The organism is Chryseobacterium sp. JV558, assembly GCF_033712365.1.
Taxonomy (GTDB): domain Bacteria; phylum Bacteroidota; class Bacteroidia; order Flavobacteriales; family Weeksellaceae; genus Chryseobacterium.
Genome location: NZ_WJHU01000009.1, coordinates 128,600 through 147,961, shown reverse-complemented (window position 1 = coordinate 147,961; position 19,362 = coordinate 128,600). Strand labels below are relative to the sequence as shown.

The 19,362-nt window shown below is 35.7% G+C and carries 15 protein-coding genes; 1 reads left to right on the top strand and 14 read right to left on the bottom strand.

What is annotated here, in order from left to right; translation table 11 throughout:
* Positions 1-5 precede the first annotated feature (5 nt).
* Positions 6-725, top strand: a complete 720-nt coding sequence (locus GFU89_RS21575) for a hypothetical protein (RefSeq protein WP_318849082.1) — start codon at positions 6-8, stop codon at positions 723-725.
* A gap of 84 nt (positions 726-809) precedes the next feature.
* On the opposite strand, the gene polA is transcribed toward GFU89_RS21575, so the two are convergent.
* From polA to tssR, 14 genes are all read right to left on the bottom strand, one after another.
* On the bottom strand, positions 810-3,644 hold the full coding sequence (gene polA / locus GFU89_RS21570; RefSeq protein ID WP_318849081.1) for a DNA polymerase I: 2,835 nt from the start codon (positions 3,642-3,644) through the stop codon (positions 810-812).
* Between the two features lie 146 nt (positions 3,645-3,790).
* On the bottom strand, positions 3,791-4,222 hold the full coding sequence (locus GFU89_RS21565) for a hypothetical protein (protein ID WP_318849080.1): 432 nt from the start codon (positions 4,220-4,222) through the stop codon (positions 3,791-3,793).
* Positions 4,223-4,317: 95 nt separating this feature from the next.
* A complete protein-coding gene (gene tssD, locus GFU89_RS21560; RefSeq protein WP_318849079.1) occupies positions 4,318-4,734 on the bottom strand; it encodes a type VI secretion system tube protein TssD in 417 nt (138 codons plus the stop codon).
* A 482-nt stretch (positions 4,735-5,216) separates the two neighbouring features.
* The gene (gene tssD, locus GFU89_RS21555) at positions 5,217-5,630 is read right to left on the bottom strand and encodes a type VI secretion system tube protein TssD (RefSeq protein WP_318849078.1); all 414 of its coding nucleotides are present in this window, start codon (positions 5,628-5,630) and stop codon (positions 5,217-5,219) included.
* Positions 5,631-5,978: 348 nt separating this feature from the next.
* Positions 5,979-6,845, bottom strand: coding sequence for a lytic transglycosylase domain-containing protein (locus tag GFU89_RS21550; protein ID WP_318849077.1), 867 nt, complete (start codon positions 6,843-6,845; stop codon positions 5,979-5,981).
* Positions 6,846-6,903: 58 nt separating this feature from the next.
* Positions 6,904-9,399, bottom strand: coding sequence for an ATP-dependent Clp protease ATP-binding subunit (locus tag GFU89_RS21545; RefSeq protein ID WP_318849076.1), 2,496 nt, complete (start codon positions 9,397-9,399; stop codon positions 6,904-6,906).
* A gap of 266 nt (positions 9,400-9,665) precedes the next feature.
* The gene (locus GFU89_RS21540) at positions 9,666-10,337 is read right to left on the bottom strand and encodes a hypothetical protein (RefSeq protein WP_318849075.1); all 672 of its coding nucleotides are present in this window, start codon (positions 10,335-10,337) and stop codon (positions 9,666-9,668) included.
* Between the two features lie 117 nt (positions 10,338-10,454).
* Positions 10,455-11,633 carry a hypothetical protein gene (locus tag GFU89_RS21535; RefSeq protein WP_318849074.1) on the bottom strand — a complete coding sequence of 393 codons (1,179 nt, stop codon included), beginning with the start codon at positions 11,631-11,633 and terminating at the stop codon, positions 10,455-10,457.
* A 70-nt stretch (positions 11,634-11,703) separates the two neighbouring features.
* The gene (locus GFU89_RS21530) at positions 11,704-11,826 is read right to left on the bottom strand and encodes a hypothetical protein (protein WP_318849073.1); all 123 of its coding nucleotides are present in this window, start codon (positions 11,824-11,826) and stop codon (positions 11,704-11,706) included.
* A 166-nt stretch (positions 11,827-11,992) separates the two neighbouring features.
* Positions 11,993-12,601, bottom strand: a complete 609-nt coding sequence (locus tag GFU89_RS21525) for a hypothetical protein (RefSeq protein ID WP_318849072.1) — start codon at positions 12,599-12,601, stop codon at positions 11,993-11,995.
* A 6-nt stretch (positions 12,602-12,607) separates the two neighbouring features.
* Positions 12,608-13,999, bottom strand: coding sequence for a hypothetical protein (locus GFU89_RS21520; protein ID WP_318849071.1), 1,392 nt, complete (start codon positions 13,997-13,999; stop codon positions 12,608-12,610).
* A gap of 2 nt (positions 14,000-14,001) precedes the next feature.
* Entirely contained in the window at positions 14,002-15,933 is a 1,932-nt protein-coding gene (locus GFU89_RS21515; RefSeq protein ID WP_318849070.1) for a type VI secretion system Vgr family protein, read from the bottom strand.
* A 164-nt stretch (positions 15,934-16,097) separates the two neighbouring features.
* Positions 16,098-16,505, bottom strand: coding sequence for a type VI secretion system tube protein TssD (tssD, locus tag GFU89_RS21510; protein ID WP_034697144.1), 408 nt, complete (start codon positions 16,503-16,505; stop codon positions 16,098-16,100).
* A 413-nt stretch (positions 16,506-16,918) separates the two neighbouring features.
* Positions 16,919-19,324: a type VI secretion system protein TssR domain-containing protein gene (gene tssR, locus GFU89_RS21505; RefSeq protein ID WP_318849069.1), complete on the bottom strand. Its 2,406-nt coding sequence runs from the start codon at positions 19,322-19,324 to the stop codon at positions 16,919-16,921.
* Between the last annotated feature and the right edge of the window lie 38 nt (positions 19,325-19,362).

The following is a 19,362-nucleotide window of genomic DNA, read 5'->3' as shown; positions in this document are numbered from 1 at the left end:
CACCATTGAAAAAAATCATTTCTATTGTACTTCTGTCTTCTTTGCTTATCTATTCATGCGATAAAACTAAAGCAGACGCTCCGAAAGACTCTTCGGCCCCTATAAAAAAGGATACAGCGAAAAATAGTCCACCAATTCAAAACGACCGATCAACAGTAGGAAAACAAGTCTCCGATTTTGTTTCAAATCAGTATGAAATTCAATATGAAACTGAAGGTGACCTCAATCAGGATGGCCTTCCTGACAAAGCTTTGGTTTTAAGAAAAAAAGAGGACACTTTAGCACAGAGAAAAACTATTATTCTTTTAAAAAATCCTGATCAAACATATCGGTTATTTACAAGTTCTGAAACTGTTTTTCCTGAAGAATACAATGAATACGGTTATAAAATGCATGAAACTGAAGATATCAGTATTGAGAAAGGAACATTGAATATCAATCTGTATGATATCGGGCCAAATGGCAATCAATTCAGTAAGTTTAAATATATCGGCGATCATCTTATTCTTACTTATATTGAAACTTATAATATGGGGGCAGGCTCTCACTCTGCGCTCTATTACGAACCGATGAAAGGTAACATTACGCTTGAGAGTATCAATACAATGAAAGAGGAAATGCCTTCAACTACTCAAAAAGCCCAAGTGAAAAAGGAGAGATTTTTATTTGAAAATGTTTCTCTGGATGATGTTGTCAGCAATGCATACAATTCTGTAGATAAATAATAAAGATCTCCTGACTCTAATAAAAATAAAACTTCCGCCCAAAAGACGGAAGTTTTTTATTTAAAGTATGATTTGCAGTATTGATTAATGCGCTTCCAGCCAGTTATCTCCTACTCCAATCTCTACTAATAAAGGAACCTGTGTTTTTAAAGCATTTTCCATTTCAGTTTTGATTAGTTTTGAAGCGGCTTCAATCTCATCTGCCGGAGATTCAAATACCAATTCGTCATGTACCTGAAGCAGCATTTTTGTTTTTAACTGTTGTTCTTCAAGTTCCCGGTCTATTTTAATCATGGCAAGCTTTACAACATCAGCAGCACTTCCCTGAACGGGTGCATTTACTGCATTTCTTTCTGCATGGCCTCTTACCACAAAATTGTTGGAATTGATATCTTTCAAGTGACGCTTTCTTCCTAATATGGTTTCCACATAGCCCATCTGACGTGCTTTATTCACCTGTTCTGCCATGTATTCCTTTAGTTTTGGATAGGTTTCGAAATACGCTTCGATCATCTGTTTGGCTTCTGTACGGGATAATCCGGTTTGTTCTGCTAATGCAAAAGCTCCCTGTCCATAGATGATACCAAAGTTTACGGTCTTAGCCTGACTTCTCTGGGTTTTGGAAACTTCTTTCAAAGGAATTTTAAAGAGTTTTGCTGCTGTGGAAGCGTGAATATCTTCTCCATCCTGGAAAGCTTTGATCATATTATCTTCTCCGGAAATTTCAGCAATTAAACGAAGTTCAATCTGTGAATAATCGGCAGAGATAATTTTCTTTCCTTCTCCAGAAACAAAAGCGCCACGAATCTGCTGTCCTCTCAAAGTACGGATCGGAATATTCTGCAGGTTGGGGTTTACACTCGCCAAACGGCCTGTAGCAGCTGTAGTCTGTGAGAAATTGGTGTGTACTCTATTATCTTCTTTTTCAATCTGTGAAGGCAGCGCATCTACATAGGTTGATTTTAATTTCTGATAGGTTCTGTATTCCAGAATATGCTTGATGATCTCATGTTTTGAACTTAACTTCTGAAGAACATCTTCTGAGGTTGCATATTGCCCGGTCTTTGTTTTTTTTGCCTTCGGATCCAGCTGCATTTTTTCAAATAGGATTTCTCCCAGCTGTTTTGGTGAATTCATATTGAATTCTTCTCCGGAAAGTTCAAAAATGGTGGTTTCTAACTGCTTCAGGTCATTCTCAAGATCTATACTTTCCTGTGCCAGCCATTTTTCATCCAGAGAAATACCAGCCAGTTCCATTTTTGCCAGGACTTCCATCAGAGGCATTTCAATATTGTAGAAAAGCTCTTCTAGATTTTCTTTTTTCAGCTGTGGTGCAAAAAGCTCATACAACTGGAAAGTGATGTCTGCATCTTCCGCTGCATAATCTGTCTGTGTTCTCAGATCTGCATCTCTGAAGCTGCCTTGTTTTTTTCCTTTTTTCCCGATAATGGTTTCTATGGATACCGGTTTATAGTTCAGGTATACTTCTGAAAGGTAATCCATACCGTGTCTTCCGTCCGGATTCAGCAGGTAATGGGCAATCATAGTATCAAACATCGCCCCTTTAACGGTAATGTCATATTGTTTTAAAACTTTATAATCGTATTTCAGATTGTGAGCAATTTTCAGCAGGTCTTCTTTTTCAAAAAACGGTCTGAAAATCTCTAAGGTCTGCAAAACTTCAGCTCTGTCTTCAGAAAGCGGGATATAATAAGCAAGTCCTTTTTTATAGGAGAAACTCATTCCTACCAATTCTGCTTCCAGCTCGTTTAATGAAGTGGTTTCCGTATCAAAGCAAACAATATTTTGTTGTAATAGATTATCAACCAGCTTTTTCTGTGCTTTCGGATTATCGATAAACTGATAAAGATGATCGTTCTGCTCAATAGTAGACTTGGTAGAAGTAGCCTGCTCCAGCTCTTCAAAATTGGCAAAAAGGTCAAGCTGCATCACCTGTCCTTTTATTTCTGTTCCAGTTGGAGTCTGCTTTACTTCCACTTCGCTCACCACCACTGTTTCTGTAGGAGCAGGTGCAAAAGCTCTGTAAAGGTTTTCGTAAAGTCTCCTGAATTCTATTTCATCAAAAACTTCTTTTACTTTTTCAAAATCCGGAGTTTCCAGGTCATACTGTTCCTGATGGAATTCTACGGGAGCATCACAGATAATGGTTGCTAATTTTTTAGATAAAATACCGCGTTCTGCGGAAGCTTCCACTTTTTCCTTCAGTTTTCCTTTCAGCTGATCAGTATTGGCCAATAGAGTTTCAATGTTTCCGTATTCTTTAAGGAACTTCATTGCCGTTTTTTCTCCCACACCTTCCAGTCCGGGAATATTATCTACCGCATCTCCCATCATTGCAAGGAAATCAATAACCTGTTTAGGATCTTCGATCTCGTATTTTGCCTTTACCTCATCTACTCCCAGAACTTCGATATCACCACCTTTTAAGCCTGGTTTATAAATTTTAATTTTGTCTGTAACCAGCTGTGCAAAATCTTTATCCGGTGTTACCATAAAAGTGGTATAGCCTTCTTTTTCAGCTTTACATGCAATGGTACCTATTACATCATCAGCTTCATAGCCTTCTACTCCTAATCGTGGAATATGCATGGCCTCAAGAATTCTGTGGATGTATGGAACAGCAACTTTAATCGCCTCAGGAGTTTCGCTTCTGTTGGCTTTGTATTCTGAATAGTCATCAGTTCTTACACTAGCCTGCCCTACGTCAAAAACTACTGCCAGGTGGGTAGGTTTTTCTCTTCTGATCAATTCGATCAAAGAATTGGTAAAACCAAAGATAGCAGAAGTATCCAATCCTTTGCTGGTGACTCTCGGATTCCTGATTAATGCGTAATATCCTCTGAAAATCATCGCATAGGCATCGATGAGAAACAGCCTTTTATCTTGTGTTGCGTCCATATTTTGAATAATGAACAAATATAAGAAAATAGGAGTAAAAGTTGGCAGTTCGCGGAAGGGATTCGGGATTCAGATGATGAATAGTGAATGATCAATTCGCTTTGCTTCTCAATTTTATGTAACAGCAATCATTCACCGTCCATTTTCTAGCAGTCATGATTCTCGTAGTTCACCTGTTCCATTTTGTTTCTGTAATCTTCCATTTCTTTGCTGCTTATGGTTACTTTTTTTAATTGTACGGGAAGCTGTCTTTTTCCGTCAGGACTTATCCATATTCCATTCATCATATCACCTTCTTTTTTTATGATCATCAATCCTGTAAAGTGTTCTTCTACCATTGAAAACTGTTTGTGAGCTCCTTCAGTAACGTTTAGTTCAAGCCAATTGCTTACTTTTTCATACTTGTACATTGCATTATAATAAACACCACTTCCACAATCACTGTCTACGGACTGGAAGAATAATGTGATCGGCAATTTTCCATTAACAGTACCTTTGTATAAAGTAGAAGAGTTTTGTGCCTGCAGGGAAAGAAAAGACATTGTAAAAGCAAGAATCAATAGAATTTGTCTGAACATGTTTGTTAGTTTTTAATAGATAGTTTTCATTATGGATAAAAAACAGAACAGTATACCAATGGCATACTGTTCCTTTTTCTTTAAGCTGTAGTGGATTATTTACCTCCTGAAGAAGGCCATAGTCCAGCGTACTGAGAAGTACCGTAGTCAATAGTTTCAGCACTGATTACGAAGCTGATCAGCATACTGTTGCTGTCTATTGCATCGAAATCTACTTCGTGCTGGATTACATATCCGTTCTCCCAGTTCAAAGTAATCAATGTTCCTTCTTCGTGAGATTTGTTGAATGTAATTTCTCCTTTTGTTGGCTTGTATTTACCGTTTAACAAGCTTTCTAGGATGTCAGATTTTTCAGTAGCTTCTACTGTAACCTTGATTAATGCGTTAGAAGGATCTGATGCTACACGTCCTGATACGTCTGTAGATCTTGATACACTGTAATTCATTTTTAACAGTTTCTGTCCTTCTCCTCCGTTGAATTTTAAAATTCCTCTTGAATTTCTTTCTGCCATGATTGTAAATTTTAGTCGTTAGTAATAAATTGTTATTCAATAATTATATAACAAAGATAGCCCCCTTGGTTTTGAAAAAAAAGCATTTGAACAGAAATATGAAAAAGTGTAGTAATTATACGATTTGGTGTCGTAGTTCTACGATTTCATGTCGTAATTCTACGACAAAAGAATTAAAATAAAGCATAACCTATTATAAACAAACCTATTAAATTTCATTTAAAAATAGGAGGATTTCACTAAATATCACACCACTAAGAGAAATAATATCTTAAAAAGGCAGTTTTAAAGGAATCAAAAACCTTATTATCTATTCCTTTTAATACTGTACAGGTTGAGACTAAAAAAAGCCACTATTCTATTGTTTTTATTGTTCATAAACTTTCCGGATGATATGACCTTACATAAAAAAACAGGACAGTATACTCGGGTGAGTGTACTGTCCTGTACCAATTTTATTTTTACTAAGATGATGAATAGGCTTAATTACCTGCAGAAGGCCATAGTCCTGCAAACTGAGAAGTACCGTAGTCAATAGTTTCAGCACTGATTACGAAGCTGATCAGCATACTGTTGCTGTCTATTGCATCGAAGTCTACTTCATGCTGAATTACGTATCCGTTCTCCCAGTTCAAAGTGATCAATGTTCCTTCTTCGTGAGATTTGTTGAATGTAATTTCTCCTTTTGTTGGCTTGTATTTACCGTTTAACAAGCTTTCTAGGATGTCAGACTTTTCAGTAGCCTCTACTGTTACTTTGATCAATGCATTAGAAGGGTCTGATGCTACACGTCCTGAAACGTCTGTAGATCTTGATACACTGTAATTCATTTTTAACAGCTTCTGTCCTTCTCCGCCGTTGAATTTTAAGATTCCTCTTGAATTTCTTTCTGCCATGATTGTAAATTTTGATCGTTAATATTTTGTGATTCGGTGATTGTTTAGCAAAGATAGAGGCTCTTTATTGCTAAAAAAAACTTTTGAATATAAATCTGAAAAATTGTAGTAGTTCTACGATTTCTTGTCGTAATTCTACGACAATGGATTTAATAAAACCACTTAAAACGTCACCAGAAAAGGATTTCCTCTTATTGGAAAACAAAATTAAATACAATAATTATCCACATGAGTGAGAAATATTAAGATTTTTTTAATATAAAGTTGGCTTGTTTTAACAGTTTAATTTTTACATAAAAAAAGCAACCAGTAAAAACTGATTGCTTTTCTATTTGTATTTGACATTATTTACTGCTGGGTACTTGCTCCTTCTTTGATGGAACGAACCAGTATTTTATTTTTCCTTAGCAGAAAATCCGGCATCAGGTCGACCGGAAGATAGAAAGGACTTTCTCCTTTTCTCTGCAGTTCTTCTACAATACCAGGATTCCAGGTGAGTATTTTATCCATATCTACATTCAGTTCATCTGCTACAACTTTCAGACTGAATCCTGCATTGATTTCCGTTTCTGAAAGCGCGGCAGTGACTACTCTTCTGTTTCCATCCTCAAAGAAAATTTTGTTGATTCTTGCAGAATTATAGTTACTCAATACACTTTGAAGTTCTCCGGTAGCATAGCATGCATTGAGGTATTTCTTCACGTGATTAATGGTTTCTGCGGGAAGATATTTTGAAAATTCATGATATTGAGAGGAGCCTGCAGCTTCCATCGCTTTGGCTATATTTCCTTCACCACAGTTATAAGCAGCTACAACGGTCACCCAATTGTTATACTTTTTGTAAAGATTTCCTAGTGAGATAACAGCTGTTTTTGTACTTTTATAAACATCGGTACGATTTTGTTCTGTAAGTCCGTACTGGTTAGCATGTGCAGTCATCAACTGCCATATGCCTACTGCTCCTGCACCTGAAGTAATATTTCTGTCGAAATGGGATTCTATCAGAGCAAGGTTTCTCAAATGCTTGGGAAGACCTTTCTGAAGAAGTAACTGTTCAATAAATTCTACAAGGTCTTTATTGGCATTAATGATGCCCTTATATTTTCTCACACTGCTTTCTGATGTATCAGAAGCGGCAAGAAACTGTCCGTTTACACTGATAACAGTTCCCAACAATAGTAAGCCTGTAAAAATATTTCTGACAATGGTTTTCATTTTTAATTGTATTTATAAGCGAAAGGGCAAATGTATTTTCTGCCCTTTCGCCTTCTATTTAATCTACTTTCCAGCTTGGTTTTTCTTCGTCTTTATTCCAATCTACATGAATGGTCTGGCCGGATTTTACTTCTTCTCTAACAATCATTTTAGAGATTGGTCTGGCAAGCTGTGCACGGATTACTCCTGAGATCTGTCTCGCTCCATATTTGCTGCTGAATCCGCCTAATGCAAGGTTTCTTACTGCATCATCACTGATCTTTAAAGCAATTCCTAACCTTGTCAGTGAGGTATGAAGTGATTTCAACTGAATATTGAAGATTCTTTCTGCAATAGATTCTGTGATTGGTGCAAAAGGAATGATCTCTGTAATTCTTGCTAAAAACTCAGGTCTGAATCGTCCTGAATTTGACATAATCTGCATCAGTGAAGATGATTCCGGAATTTTTCCTTCTTCAAACTGTTTTACAATTTCTTCACTTCCTATATTGGAGGTAAACAGGATCAATGCATTGCTGAAATCTCCTTCTTTACCCAATTTATCGTGAACTTTTCCTTCGTCCATGATCTGAAGGAATACATCAAAAACTGAATGGTGGGCTTTTTCAATTTCATCAAATAAAACAACGGTATATGGCTGTTGTCTGATTTTATTGACAAGCATACCTCCTTCTTCGTATCCTACATATCCAGGAGGCGCTCCGTATAGTAATGCAGCAGAATGCTCTTCTTTAAATTCTGACATATCAAAACGCACCATAGCCTTTTCATCATTGAAAAGTAATTCGGCCATTGATTTTGCCAGCTCTGTCTTCCCGGTTCCTGTAGGTCCCAGAAGGAAGAATGATCCGATAGGCTGACCTGGCTTGTTCAATCCGCTTCGGTTTTCAACAATAGCATCGGAAAGAATTTTTAATGCATGATCCTGTCCTACTACTCTGTTCAATAGAAGAGATTCCATATTCAGGAGTTTTTCTTTTTCCTGAGCCTGGATTTTTCCGATTGGAATATTGGTTTTAGCAGCCATTACAGCAGCAAGCTCCAACCTGTCTACTTTTTCTCTTTTCTTGGCAGCATGCTGTAGAAGTTCGGCGTAAGAGTCTTCAATGATCTGCTGAATCTGATCTACCGGCATAGAGTTGTCAATGGCAGGCTGCTCACTCAGCGAACCCCAAAGGATCGGACTTATTTTATCTCTCAGGAGGTTGTAAGTCCAGATCAGTTCTTCTGCTTTATCTTTGCTGTCTGCAAATTCTTCTTCTAAAATAGCGTCATAGCTTTCTTTCCAGCTGCTGAGTTCTTTTTCTGACAATTCATCAAGCATTTTGATGGCTGCCATTGTCCTGTCTAATAAATCAATAGCGGCATCTGGCAATTTTTTACCTTTTGCATATCTTTTAGCCAGACGTACACATTCCGGAATCGCAGTTTTTTCAACTTCAATACCATGGTGTTTTTTGTACCCTTCAAGAAGTACATCAATCATTTTTACGCAGGTCTTTTCATCCGGCTCATGCACGGTTAAGACCTCAAAACGACGGTTAAAAGCCTGTTCCGGCTCTATAATTTTTCTATATTCTTCCTGTGTTGTAGCTCCAATAACCGTAATTTCACCTCTGGCAAGTTCAGGCTTTAATAGGTTGGCAACGTTTCCAATGCTTCCTTTTGGGTCTAATAGGGTATGAATTTCATCAATGAAAAGAATGGCTTTTTCAATTTTCTTACATTCATTGATTACTTTCTTCAGACGGTCTTCAATTTCTCCTTTATAAGAAGTTCCGGCCAGTAATGCTCCGGTGTCCAATTCTAAAAGGGTACCGTTTTTAAGCATTTCGGGAACATTTCCTTTGATAATTTCGGTAGCAAATCCTTCTACCAATGCCGTTTTTCCAACTCCTGGTTCCCCAATGATGATCACATTGGGTTTGCTTCTCCGGCAAAGAATTTCCACGAGCATTCTGAGTTCTTTATCTCTCCCGATGATATTTTCAAGATCACCTTTTCTTGCCTGTGCCGTTCTGTCTACACAGTAACTTTTGATGGAAGGAAATGAAGAATCTGAATAGTCTGAACCATTTGAAAACACTGATGAAAAATCACCATCTTCTGAAACGGTAAACGGTGTATCTTTTCTGTATAGATTGAATATCTCATGTTCTCTCAACGGAAGCGATTTCAGCTGCTGAAGGGAGAATACAACCTGTGGTTTTACAATTGCTGTAAGGAGACAGATGGGTGTAATCTCATCTAGTCCTAATTTTAAACGGATATCGTCAGCTTCTTCTACAAGGGTATCTATAGCATCATCCTGACCTACTTCATCGGGAAGATGATTGGTCTTAGGATATTCTTCAATACGGACATCTGCCCATTCATAGAAATATCCGGGATCCTTATCTATACTTTTCAGAAATTCATTAAGGCCGATATCTTTATGCATTAAAGCCTGCAGAATATGCGGACCTCCATAGGTTCCATTATAATTTTCCTTCGCTATCGACTGAGCAATGTGAAATAGTTGCTTTACGGTTTCGTTGGTTACTAGTACTCCCATTTATAATTTTCTTATATTAATATATTTGCGTTCTGTTGTAATGTACTTCAGATTTGATGGTATTGATCTGTATTTTTCATCCCTGTCTGTCAGAGAATCAAAAGTCCTTTATTTTTTGTGTAGCTAAAATTAATTATTTTATTCTAAACGAGATAAAGATAGTTAATTCTTCAATTAGAGAAGTAACAACGGTATTTTTTTCTTTTTAAGGATGATTCCTTGGTTACACTATATAACCCAATTGTTGTCCTATATCTTTCTTTTCTTTATATATTTAGAAAGTATAAAGCAATTAAACTGATCCATTGCAGCCCTATGTAGATATAGAATATCATGGCTGAAGGTTCTGCCAGTTCATGCAGTTTTTCAATTAATGTAGTTTTGATAATTTCAGAAAAGTCTGCATTTTCATCTCCCAGATTCAGCTCGTCAAACTTTATTTTATTTAAGGCATAGCTTAGGATACGTTTGAGTATTTTGTTTTCTGAACTATTTTTAAACTCATTCAGCAATTTTACTTTAGCGATTGCAAAATCTGCACTTGTACGGATAACAGCTGGTTGTTTCGCTTTAAAAATCCCAATCACTTTATCAATAAACGGGACTACGATTGTTTTGGAATGATCCTGAAGGAGTTTGCTAATCACTACAGACATCGCATATTTTGAAGCAAAAACAATTGTAAAAAACGGAGCAATAATCATCAACAAATAAAATATAACCGCCGAAACAGGTTTTGCTTTAATTGTTGTTATTAAAAATGCAATTGCTCCTGCATGTCCCAATGACGGGCCTAAACGATCTGATAAAATATAAATCCCCAATATCAGGGAAACAATAGTGGAAATAAGCCCTATTGCATAAATTTTAAATATACTCAGGATAAATGCGGCGGATAGTTTGGAAAAGTATTTTAAGTGATCCGTGATTTTGTTCATTGATGTTGAAGGTTATTTAGTTTTATGGAGTGCTTTTATGAAAAGCGGTTTTGCATTGATTGTTTATAGTTAAGAGTTATTGAAATAGGTATTGAAGATATACATTTTTACAGAAATTTAATAATAAAACACTTGTACTTCTGAGGTGTTTTTTTGAGTATTATTAATTTCTTTCTGGGTTATTCTTCCGTTATTATCCAGTGTAAATTTAATTCTTTCAGCATTGGAAAGTTCTTTATTTACTTCTGTTTTACCATTTTTAAACTGGTTGGAAAAATTGTAGGTATTGATTTCTGTAGTTATTGCTTCTGGCTCGTATTTATATTTTTTTTCAACTCCTGATAGTGGTGTTTCAGATTCTTCTTTAAATTTTTTCCAGCCTAGTGTTTTCTGTTGTTCAACAGTTATTGGAGTCCATTTTTTATCTACAAGAACCGAAGCATTTACAATCATATATTCATATTTTTTCTCTTCGGTAATCTGATTTTTAGTATAGCTATAGGTTGTTTTCATAAAATGATTTATCCATTTTTTAGCATCAGATTTATCCGAATCTCCATAGTATTCAACAGCACTCATGAGTTCATTACCCACTGGGCCATACTGAAATTCAACAATATGATTTTCATTTTCAGTATATTTCCTTACGACTTGCCCTTTACTATTATATTGATAGAGTAAGGTATAAGTTTCATTTTTCACTACTTTTCCGTTAGGTGCTATTTCTTTTTCTCTTATGCTTTCTTTTAGAATATGATCATTTTTATCATAAGTAAATTCTCTTTCTGACTGTATATCTTTGGTATTCTTCTTTTGAGAAATAAGCCTTCCGTTTTCATCATACGTGTTTTCTAACAATATTTTGTCAATCATTTTATCTTCAGCTATCCGCAATAACTGCCCATATTTATTGTAATGATACAAATATTTGTTTTTAGCATCCGGCAGGTTTTTTTCGATACTTTTAATGAGTCCAAGCTCATTAAATTCTATGAGTGTAAAAAAATCACCTCCTGCGGTTCCGCTTCTTCCAATAGGATATTTATAAAAGGTAGAATACTTTTTGGGAGAAAAATATTTGAGATGGTTAATCTCCAGCAAGTCATCCGTATTCATAAACTTTGAATTTAGTATATCAAAAACATGCGATTTAAGATCAACCTTTGCATATATTTCATGCTGTTTGCCAGGTGAGTAAAACAATACCAGATCTCCATTTTTTTCATAAGCACTCTTCTGGTTTAGGTACAGTTCTTTAGTGTTAAACTTTTCAACCTCTTTATTATATTCCTGCATATTTTGACTATTTGAATGACAACTTATTACTATGCCAATAAAAACTAACATCTTAAAGATGATGGACTTCTTATTTTTCAGTTTCATTTTTTTTCGATTTATCTATTGCTTTCATATCATCCGAGTCTTTATGAATTCTATCCCATTGCCACTTCCAAAAAGTGATCAATACATCTCCATAAATATAATCCATTACGTTTTCTGTTTTTATATTTAAAAAGAGTTATTGCGGATATACTCTCTTGTGTCTCAAATGAATAATTTAATGCAATAGTATACATGTCTTATGAGTTGCTTCTACTATCAAATAGTGATTTTGAATAGATATAATCTCCTATTAAACTTTTATTAATCAATAATTACGGATTATAAAAAGGTACTACCTTTTTCTGAAGCTCTTTCCCAGTTTTACCATCCAAAATGATTTCCTCTATTTTGTCACCCGCAATTTGATGAGAAATCCACCATACTTTTTTGCCTTCAAAATCCTGTTTTAGTACTCTTGCCTGATAACCTGAATCATGGTAGCCTTTCGGCAGATTAATTTTATTCTTTTCACAGTATGCAATAATATTTTCAGGTTTAAAATTGTAGCCTTCATCCGTGTTTTCCTCTTTCACGAATTTGCCAGATTCATCAAAATGGTACCAAATACCAACTGCCGAGCCTTCATTAAACAAACATCCCTTTTTTTCAATATTACCATTATTATAAAAAAATTTATTTATCTTATAAAACAAGTTATCATTATAAATCATTTCTCTATAACCTGGTGATTGAAAATCCTGAACATTAATATTGCTATTCTCCCTTCCTTTTAGGTATCCTCTTATTGATTTCTTTTGGAAGTTTTCAATATCAAATTTTTCATATTTATTGTCAACAATTGGCATCATATACTTATTTATTTTTTGAGATTGGCATTGTATAAATATACTCAACCATATTAACATAATTATTTTATTCATAACTATCTATTTTATAGATGAATTGGCTTTTTTCCATTGCCAATAATATAATGAACATCGCTTATTATCATTTCCTCCATGATGTGAGTAATCCAGTAAATTATCTGTCTTTTTATATTCATAAGTATATAACGCATGAGAAGACGCTTCTTTATTAGAAAATGTATGGGCTAAATTCATAGAATGAAGAAACTCATGTGCTGCTGTCTGATCATTTTTGCTCTTAAATACCACTACATAATCAGCTCCATAATTTGAATACCCAGAGACATGCCCTCCACCTGCATTGTAACCATGTTCTGCAAAATAAAAAGCTTTGAAATGCTTAGTATATTTCTTAGGGTAGGCTTTTTCTAATTGAACTTTCAAATAATCCTGCAATTCTTTTCCACTGCTCTTTTTATCAGAATCTACTTCTCCATTGGTTACAAAATCAACAAAATTTTTATCTGCCGTTAAATCTAACTCAACAATATCAGAGTCATCGGATAACTTGATATACGCTTGCTCAAGATATTGATTAATCCTATTTTTTTCATCGTTAACATTAGGTTTATTTTTCCCCAATCCAGTAGACAATTCTGGAGTCTTTATTTCAACAAACACGACATCTTTTTTCTTCTGTTTGGTATTATCATTTTTCCAGACATTTATTTTCCCAGCAATTGATTCAATAGTTGCACCTGCATCAGTTTTAAATGCTTTTAACTCAATAATTTGATCTGCAGCAAACTCTTTAACACATTTAATAGTAATCTCATAATCATTCAAGGAAACTTTCTTTTTACCTTTTATTTCTATTTTATTAGGAGTAAAAGTAAAATAATCGGATTTAGTAAATTCCAAATAATCAGCTTCCTGTTGAATCTCTGCAAAAAAAGTAACCTTAACTTCTTTATCCTTTATAATAGACAACCAGGGCACAAAATATTCTTCTGGAATATCTTTCCCTGTTTTTTTATCTTTTTTAGTTTTCCATAAAATAGAGAAAGGTGTATACTCCTTTTTCAGATTATTAAACATAGTTTCGTCAACCTTAAAGTGTCCATCATATTTATTGCCATTTTTTACTTTTGTAGTAAACTTGGCATCCTCATACTGATAAGCTATAATATCACTAAACTTTTGATCATTAAAAAGGCTGGTTTCACCCGTTCTCACCCAATCAAAACCAAATTCTCCTTTCCATACTTTATTAGGTCTAAACTGAACAATAAGTTGTATGAGCTGAGAAGCTAATGGTGGAGATTGTGGTGTATTATGACTTACTCCTTTTGAATCACCCTTTTCAGAAATCCATTTCATTGCACGGGATATAATGCTCTCCCGGGAGTACATATTATGATCTTCCTGAGAGATTTTGGTATAAGTACCTTTTACAATTCTCGTTCTGCTCATGATTAATATGCTTTAGATTTATCCCCACTATTATTCTGTACTTCCTGTTGTGCATGTTTATTAATGGAAGCATTAGAGCTTATATTAAATTCTTTTTCAGATATTTCATTTCTTTCTTTCTTTGTCTCGCTATGCACATCTCCTTCAATAATTTCTGTGAGTTTTCCTGTAATAAAAGTACTTGCATTTCCAATTACCGATGTAAGCTTCATAGCACCCACACTTTCTGTATTGTTCAGCCCAATACTATCAGACTTATTCATTCCCACCGTCGTAGTCATATTCTCCCCTACATTAATATTCATATTTTTACAGTTCAGGGTCATCGTTTCCAGTGCCGTTATATTAATGTTGCTTCCCGTAGTATCCAGATGAATCTCATTACCACTTTTGTCAGTAATAATGATACTTTCATCTTCTGTGAAAACAATTCTATGCCCACTTCTTGTCTGGATAGACTTTACACGGTTGTCTGCACCTCCGCCAAGGCCTATTCCGCCATGGAACATTCCTCCCATGACAAAAGGTCTGTCAGGGTGGCTGTGAACAAAATTGACCATCACCTGATCTCCTACTTCAGGAATAGCTACATAACCGCGGTTTTGGGTAATCTGATCAGTTCCTCCTGCATCAGGGCTCATTACACGGACAAAGTGAGTGGTATCATTCATCTGCCAGTCAAATCTTACCTGAACTCTTCCCTGTCCTTCTGGATCGGTATTTGAAATTACGGTTGCAATCTGCGGTTGTGCGGCAGGTACATTGAATTTCGGTTTGGGTAAAAACCCAGTATCTGCGGCAATCGATTCAAAGGTTCCTGAATAATGTCCGATTGTATCAATTTCGTGGACAGCTTCTGTTACCATCACTTTGGTAAAATAAGAAGTTTCATTGCTGTCCGGCTTTCTCATGTGAATATCCACAATACATCCCGGATGTAAAAACGGAACTGTTGTAGATCCGGAAACAGAAAATACGTTTACGGCTTCACTTCCTGAAGTGCTTCTTTGAGAATGTTCAACATCCAGATGGGTTGTTGCTTTAATAGGTGCAATCTGAAGTGCCGGAGTTTTATATATTTTATCGTTATGGCTGTATGCAGTACGGGCAAGATCACCCAAATGACTTACAGGAGTTTCTCCGGAAGTCAGTTTTTCATTTTTACTGCTGTTATAACCATAGTATTGAGGTTTTGTATGTACAGCCTTTAGCTCTACTCTGACGTTATCTGCATTGCTTCCGTAAAGCAGTTTGATAGGTTTATTCTGTGGAGGAAGTTTTCCGAAATGCAATACCTCGCCATCATAATAGAATTGTTCCCCATAAGCTTCTGCCATTCTTGCCAGATAATTATAATGGGTTTCATTGTATTGGCTGCTGTAAATGATCTGAGAATAATCATTTGTGTCAATTCTTATATCAAATCGTTCTTTATCAATTCCCTGCTTGATTACTTCTTCAGCTATGATTCCCATATTAACGGGTTGTCCACCGCCAAAACTCTGGATATGTGGAGCTCCATCCAATAAGATCGTTGGGCTGTATCCGGAAAGTATAATATTTCCAAGACTCATTTTTTCCTGGCTGAATCCTACTTTGGTAATAATCCCCACAAAGTTTCTTTCAGGGCTTTTCTCAATATCTTTGTAAGAAATAACGGCAGTAAGGCGTTTTCCCAAAAATTTATTGGCTTCTTCAAGGGTATGGCTCTGTCTGTCTCCCAGTGCGTCATGGGCAAGGGTAAGACTGAATTCGTGGTGGCAGCTAGCTTTTTGTTTAAGAGTGAAATGTTTGTAGTACTTAATAATTTTACCTTCCACAACCAGTGACAATTTTACCAGCCGATTGATTCCTGCATGATGATTCTCGGATATTCCGTCTGCATTCTGTGACGGACGGAAGGAAGATCCTTTTGTTTGTGATTCGGTTTTCATATGCTTTGTGTTTGTGTTAAAGATAACAATATTTTACATAACATACATTATATAAACATGTTATAGAATTAAATTTTCTGGTATAAGTTTTCATCAGGCAAAAAAAGACCGCCTTTAATAGGGACAGTCTTTTTTCTTATGAATGTTGATAATGTGTGTAAATGTTAGCTTGACGGCCAAAGTCCAGCGTACTGAGAAGTACCGTAGTCAATCGTTTCAGCGCTTATTACGAAGCTGATCAGCATACTGTTGCTGTCTATGGCATCAAAATCAACCTGATGCTGGATTACATATCCGTTCTGCCAGTTCAAAGTAATCAATGTTCCTTCTTCGTGAGATTTGTTGAATGTAATTTCACCTACTGTAGGCTTGTATTTACCATTTAATAAACTTTCAAGAATATCAGATTTTTCAGTAGCTTCTACTGTAACTTTGATCAATGCGTTAGAAGGATCGGATGCTACACGTCCTGAAACGTCTGTAGATCTGGAGACACTGTAGTTCATTTTTAACAGCTTCTGCCCTTCACCGTTGTTGAATTTTAAGATTCCTCTTGAATTTCTTTCGGCCATGATTAGTAAATTTAATCGTTAGTAATATTTTGTGATTCAGTGATTATTTAGCAAATATAGAGGCTCTGTTCCGCTAAAAAAAACTTTTCAATATAAATCTGAGAAATTGTAGTAGTTCTACGATTTCTTGTCGTAATTCTACGACAAAAGATTTACACACCTTCACACAACATCCACCAATACAGTATTTTAAATTAAATCCCATTTTTAAGATAAAAAACAATTTTACACTGCAAAGAGAAATAATTGGGAAATTTTGACTGAATTATGAGTGGTCAATTCGCATTGATGTGAATTTTTCCGTTCAAAGTTCAAAGTTTAAGGTGTAAGCATTTCAATTTTTCACTTCCAGTTTCAGGCACAAAAAAAGCAGAAGTATGTACTTCTGCTTTTGATATTTTAAAAATGAATTCTTAGTGCTTTGTATATTCCGGTTGTTCTGTCGGAATTCTTGACGGTGTAAAGTACTCATTAAGCCAGTAGAAAGTCTGTCCGTTCTGCTGAATCTTTACAGCCGGATTGTTTCTGTTGGCAAGCATTCTGTCTGCTAAATTTTTATAGTGATAGAAATAGTTTTTCACAGTCTCACTAGGAACAATTTTTGCTTTTTTCCAACCTTTCAGTTTGTACTTAGCCATCAGTTCTTCTTCAGAAAGATCAAATCCTGTACTCATTCCGATAGCGTAAGACATTGGAAGCTCATAAAGATCTCCTTTATCCAGGAATTTGATAGTCGGATTATATTTTTTCAGCAGCTTTACATATTCTTTCACTGCTCTTGCCTGATTAAAGTCTGGACGGTCTGCCTGAGTATTTCTGTATACTTCGGTGTAGAAAGCTTTTAAGTTATCATATTCCGATTCAGAAATAAGGATTCCCTTTTCTATTCCCGGAGTAAAATCTTTCAGATCTTTCGGAATATATCCTTTTACAAGGAATGGGCTTCCGTAGTTGATCAGCTGTGCAGCAATTCCTGCAGAAACCGGATTGGTAAGACCTGGATACAGATATTTGTATTTTACATCAACATCTGTTTTTCCTGCTCCTACGGATGAATGGAAATATTCATTAAGTGATTTGTCAATATTCTGATTGTCTAAAGTAACCTGTGAAATAAGGCTGTCTACAGATTTTTTTAGGAATCCAGGAGTCGTAATATCACCTTTTTTAGGGAAGATAACGAATCCCTGAGACATACTCTGTTTAGGGTAAGCCAATGAGAAGAATCCGGCATCACCTTCTACCAGGCTGAAGTTATTCTTGGTAAGAACATCATATTGGTTGATGATCTTTTGCTTTTTAAGTTCAGCAATATTTTTGGCCGTATTGGTAACAACATTTTCTGCCATCAATACGAAATCATTGTAGGTATCTGATGATCTTGCGCTTGTCTGGAACATAATCAGTCTTGCCTGAGCCTGAGTAAGTGAGCTGATCACACTATACATATTTCCGCTTTGGTTAGCAGAAGTTCCTACAGTGACTACAATATTGGTTTCATCAGCCACATTTGAAAGAAGATTTCCTGCTGCTGTAAGAGCTTCACCTACCGGTTGGTACCCATTATTGCTTGCACAGTTCATCTCATTCGTTTTCTGATCAATAAACGTGGTCATCTTGCTGTAATCTGCGCTTAAGTTTGATACAGAAATATTTTCCCCGCAAGGGTTATTTTTGTACAGCACCACACCATATTTAACATTGCTAAAATAAGATGGTTTTTCAAATCTAAGCTGAAGATCCTGCAGCAATGATTTTACGATAGGCGCATAAGGTGCATTTCCTGCACTTACATCCAAAGCAAAAACGATATTGATATTTTTATCTCTTTCTGTGATCTCTCTGTAACGGTCAAAATAAATAGGTTCCCCCAATACATTGGATACAAAGTTCTTGCTGTAATCTAAAATATTGGTAAAATATTTTGTTTTTGAATCCGGAGTCGGAGCTTGTTCTAATGGAAGGTTTACAGGGAAAATATTCTCAAGCTGTGTTCTTTTGTTAACGTCTGTAAGAAGAATTGCTTTTTTATTTTCGGCATCTGATCCTGATCCTCCCGGATATCCTTCATAAATTCCTAAAGCAGAATCATTGATCCCTGTTGTATTTTTCAGCTTGATAGCAGAACGCTCTCCCCAGCTTGAAATTACATTAGAACTTACCCATCCGTAGAGTCCTTTGCCGATGCTGTCTATATCAATTGAAGGTTTTTTACCTACTAAAAAGCGTTTGTTGTTTTCAGCCTGTTTGTAGACATATACAATTTGTCCGTTTGGAATCTTTACATTGGCTGTTTCAATAAGACTTGGTGAATTAAACACCATAATAGAGTCGTTCTTATAGTACCTTTCAGCATTCCTGATGACTTCGCTGTTACTTGGCACTGCGGCTACTCTTACAGGATATCCTGTTTTTTCACTTTTTAAAGCGTTGTTCCAAAGAAGAAGGTCAGATTCAGGAATCCATCCATATGTTTTGATGGATTTTGACGAAACTTTTTTCATTAAAGCATCCGGAACATATTCCGCTACTTTTACCATTCCGTCTCTATGTTTTAAAACCATTAAAGGTTCAAGGAATTTTACTTCTTTGTAAGATTTCTCATCATCTTTATCCAGATAGGCCGTATTTCTCGATCTATCTGAAATAACGATCCATGGAGCTGACTTTTTAGGATAACCGTTTACTACAGGGGAAGTGTCCACCTGTCCGTACTGTGACGGTTCCGGGGTTTTCTTTGACGGCAGTTTTACCTGGCAACTCGTCAATAATACTGATAACCCTATATAATATGCTGCTAGAGGAAATTTATTTCTCATCCTATTTTATCTTTAATGATTGGCGCATCCGTAAAACC

Excerpts from the sequence above, each read along its gene's own strand:
- polA (WP_318849081.1), bottom strand. The coding sequence starts at position 3,644 with ATGGACGCAACACAAGATAAAAGGCTGTTTCTCATCGATGCCTATGCG.
- GFU89_RS21550 (WP_318849077.1), bottom strand. The coding sequence starts at position 6,845 with ATGAAAACCATTGTCAGAAATATTTTTACAGGCTTACTATTGTTGGGA.
- tssR (WP_318849069.1), bottom strand. The coding sequence starts at position 19,324 with ATGAGAAATAAATTTCCTCTAGCAGCATATTATATAGGGTTATCAGTA.
- tssD (WP_034697144.1), bottom strand. The coding sequence starts at position 16,505 with ATGGCCGAAAGAAATTCAAGAGGAATCTTAAAATTCAACAACGGTGAA.
- GFU89_RS21540 (WP_318849075.1), bottom strand. The coding sequence starts at position 10,337 with ATGAACAAAATCACGGATCACTTAAAATACTTTTCCAAACTATCCGCC.
- GFU89_RS21565 (WP_318849080.1), bottom strand. The coding sequence starts at position 4,222 with ATGTTCAGACAAATTCTATTGATTCTTGCTTTTACAATGTCTTTTCTT.
- GFU89_RS21530 (WP_318849073.1), bottom strand. The coding sequence starts at position 11,826 with ATGGATTATATTTATGGAGATGTATTGATCACTTTTTGGAAGTGGCAA.
- GFU89_RS21535 (WP_318849074.1), bottom strand. The coding sequence starts at position 11,633 with ATGCAGGAATATAATAAAGAGGTTGAAAAGTTTAACACTAAAGAACTG.
- GFU89_RS21515 (WP_318849070.1), bottom strand. The coding sequence starts at position 15,933 with ATGAAAACCGAATCACAAACAAAAGGATCTTCCTTCCGTCCGTCACAG.
- GFU89_RS21545 (WP_318849076.1), bottom strand. The coding sequence starts at position 9,399 with ATGGGAGTACTAGTAACCAACGAAACCGTAAAGCAACTATTTCACATT.
- tssD (WP_318849079.1), bottom strand. The coding sequence starts at position 4,734 with ATGGCAGAAAGAAATTCAAGAGGAATTTTAAAATTCAACGGAGGAGAA.
- GFU89_RS21520 (WP_318849071.1), bottom strand. The coding sequence starts at position 13,999 with ATGAGCAGAACGAGAATTGTAAAAGGTACTTATACCAAAATCTCTCAG.
- GFU89_RS21525 (WP_318849072.1), bottom strand. The coding sequence starts at position 12,601 with ATGAATAAAATAATTATGTTAATATGGTTGAGTATATTTATACAATGC.
- tssD (WP_318849078.1), bottom strand. The coding sequence starts at position 5,630 with ATGGCAGAAAGAAATTCAAGAGGAATCTTAAAATTCAACGGCGGAGAA.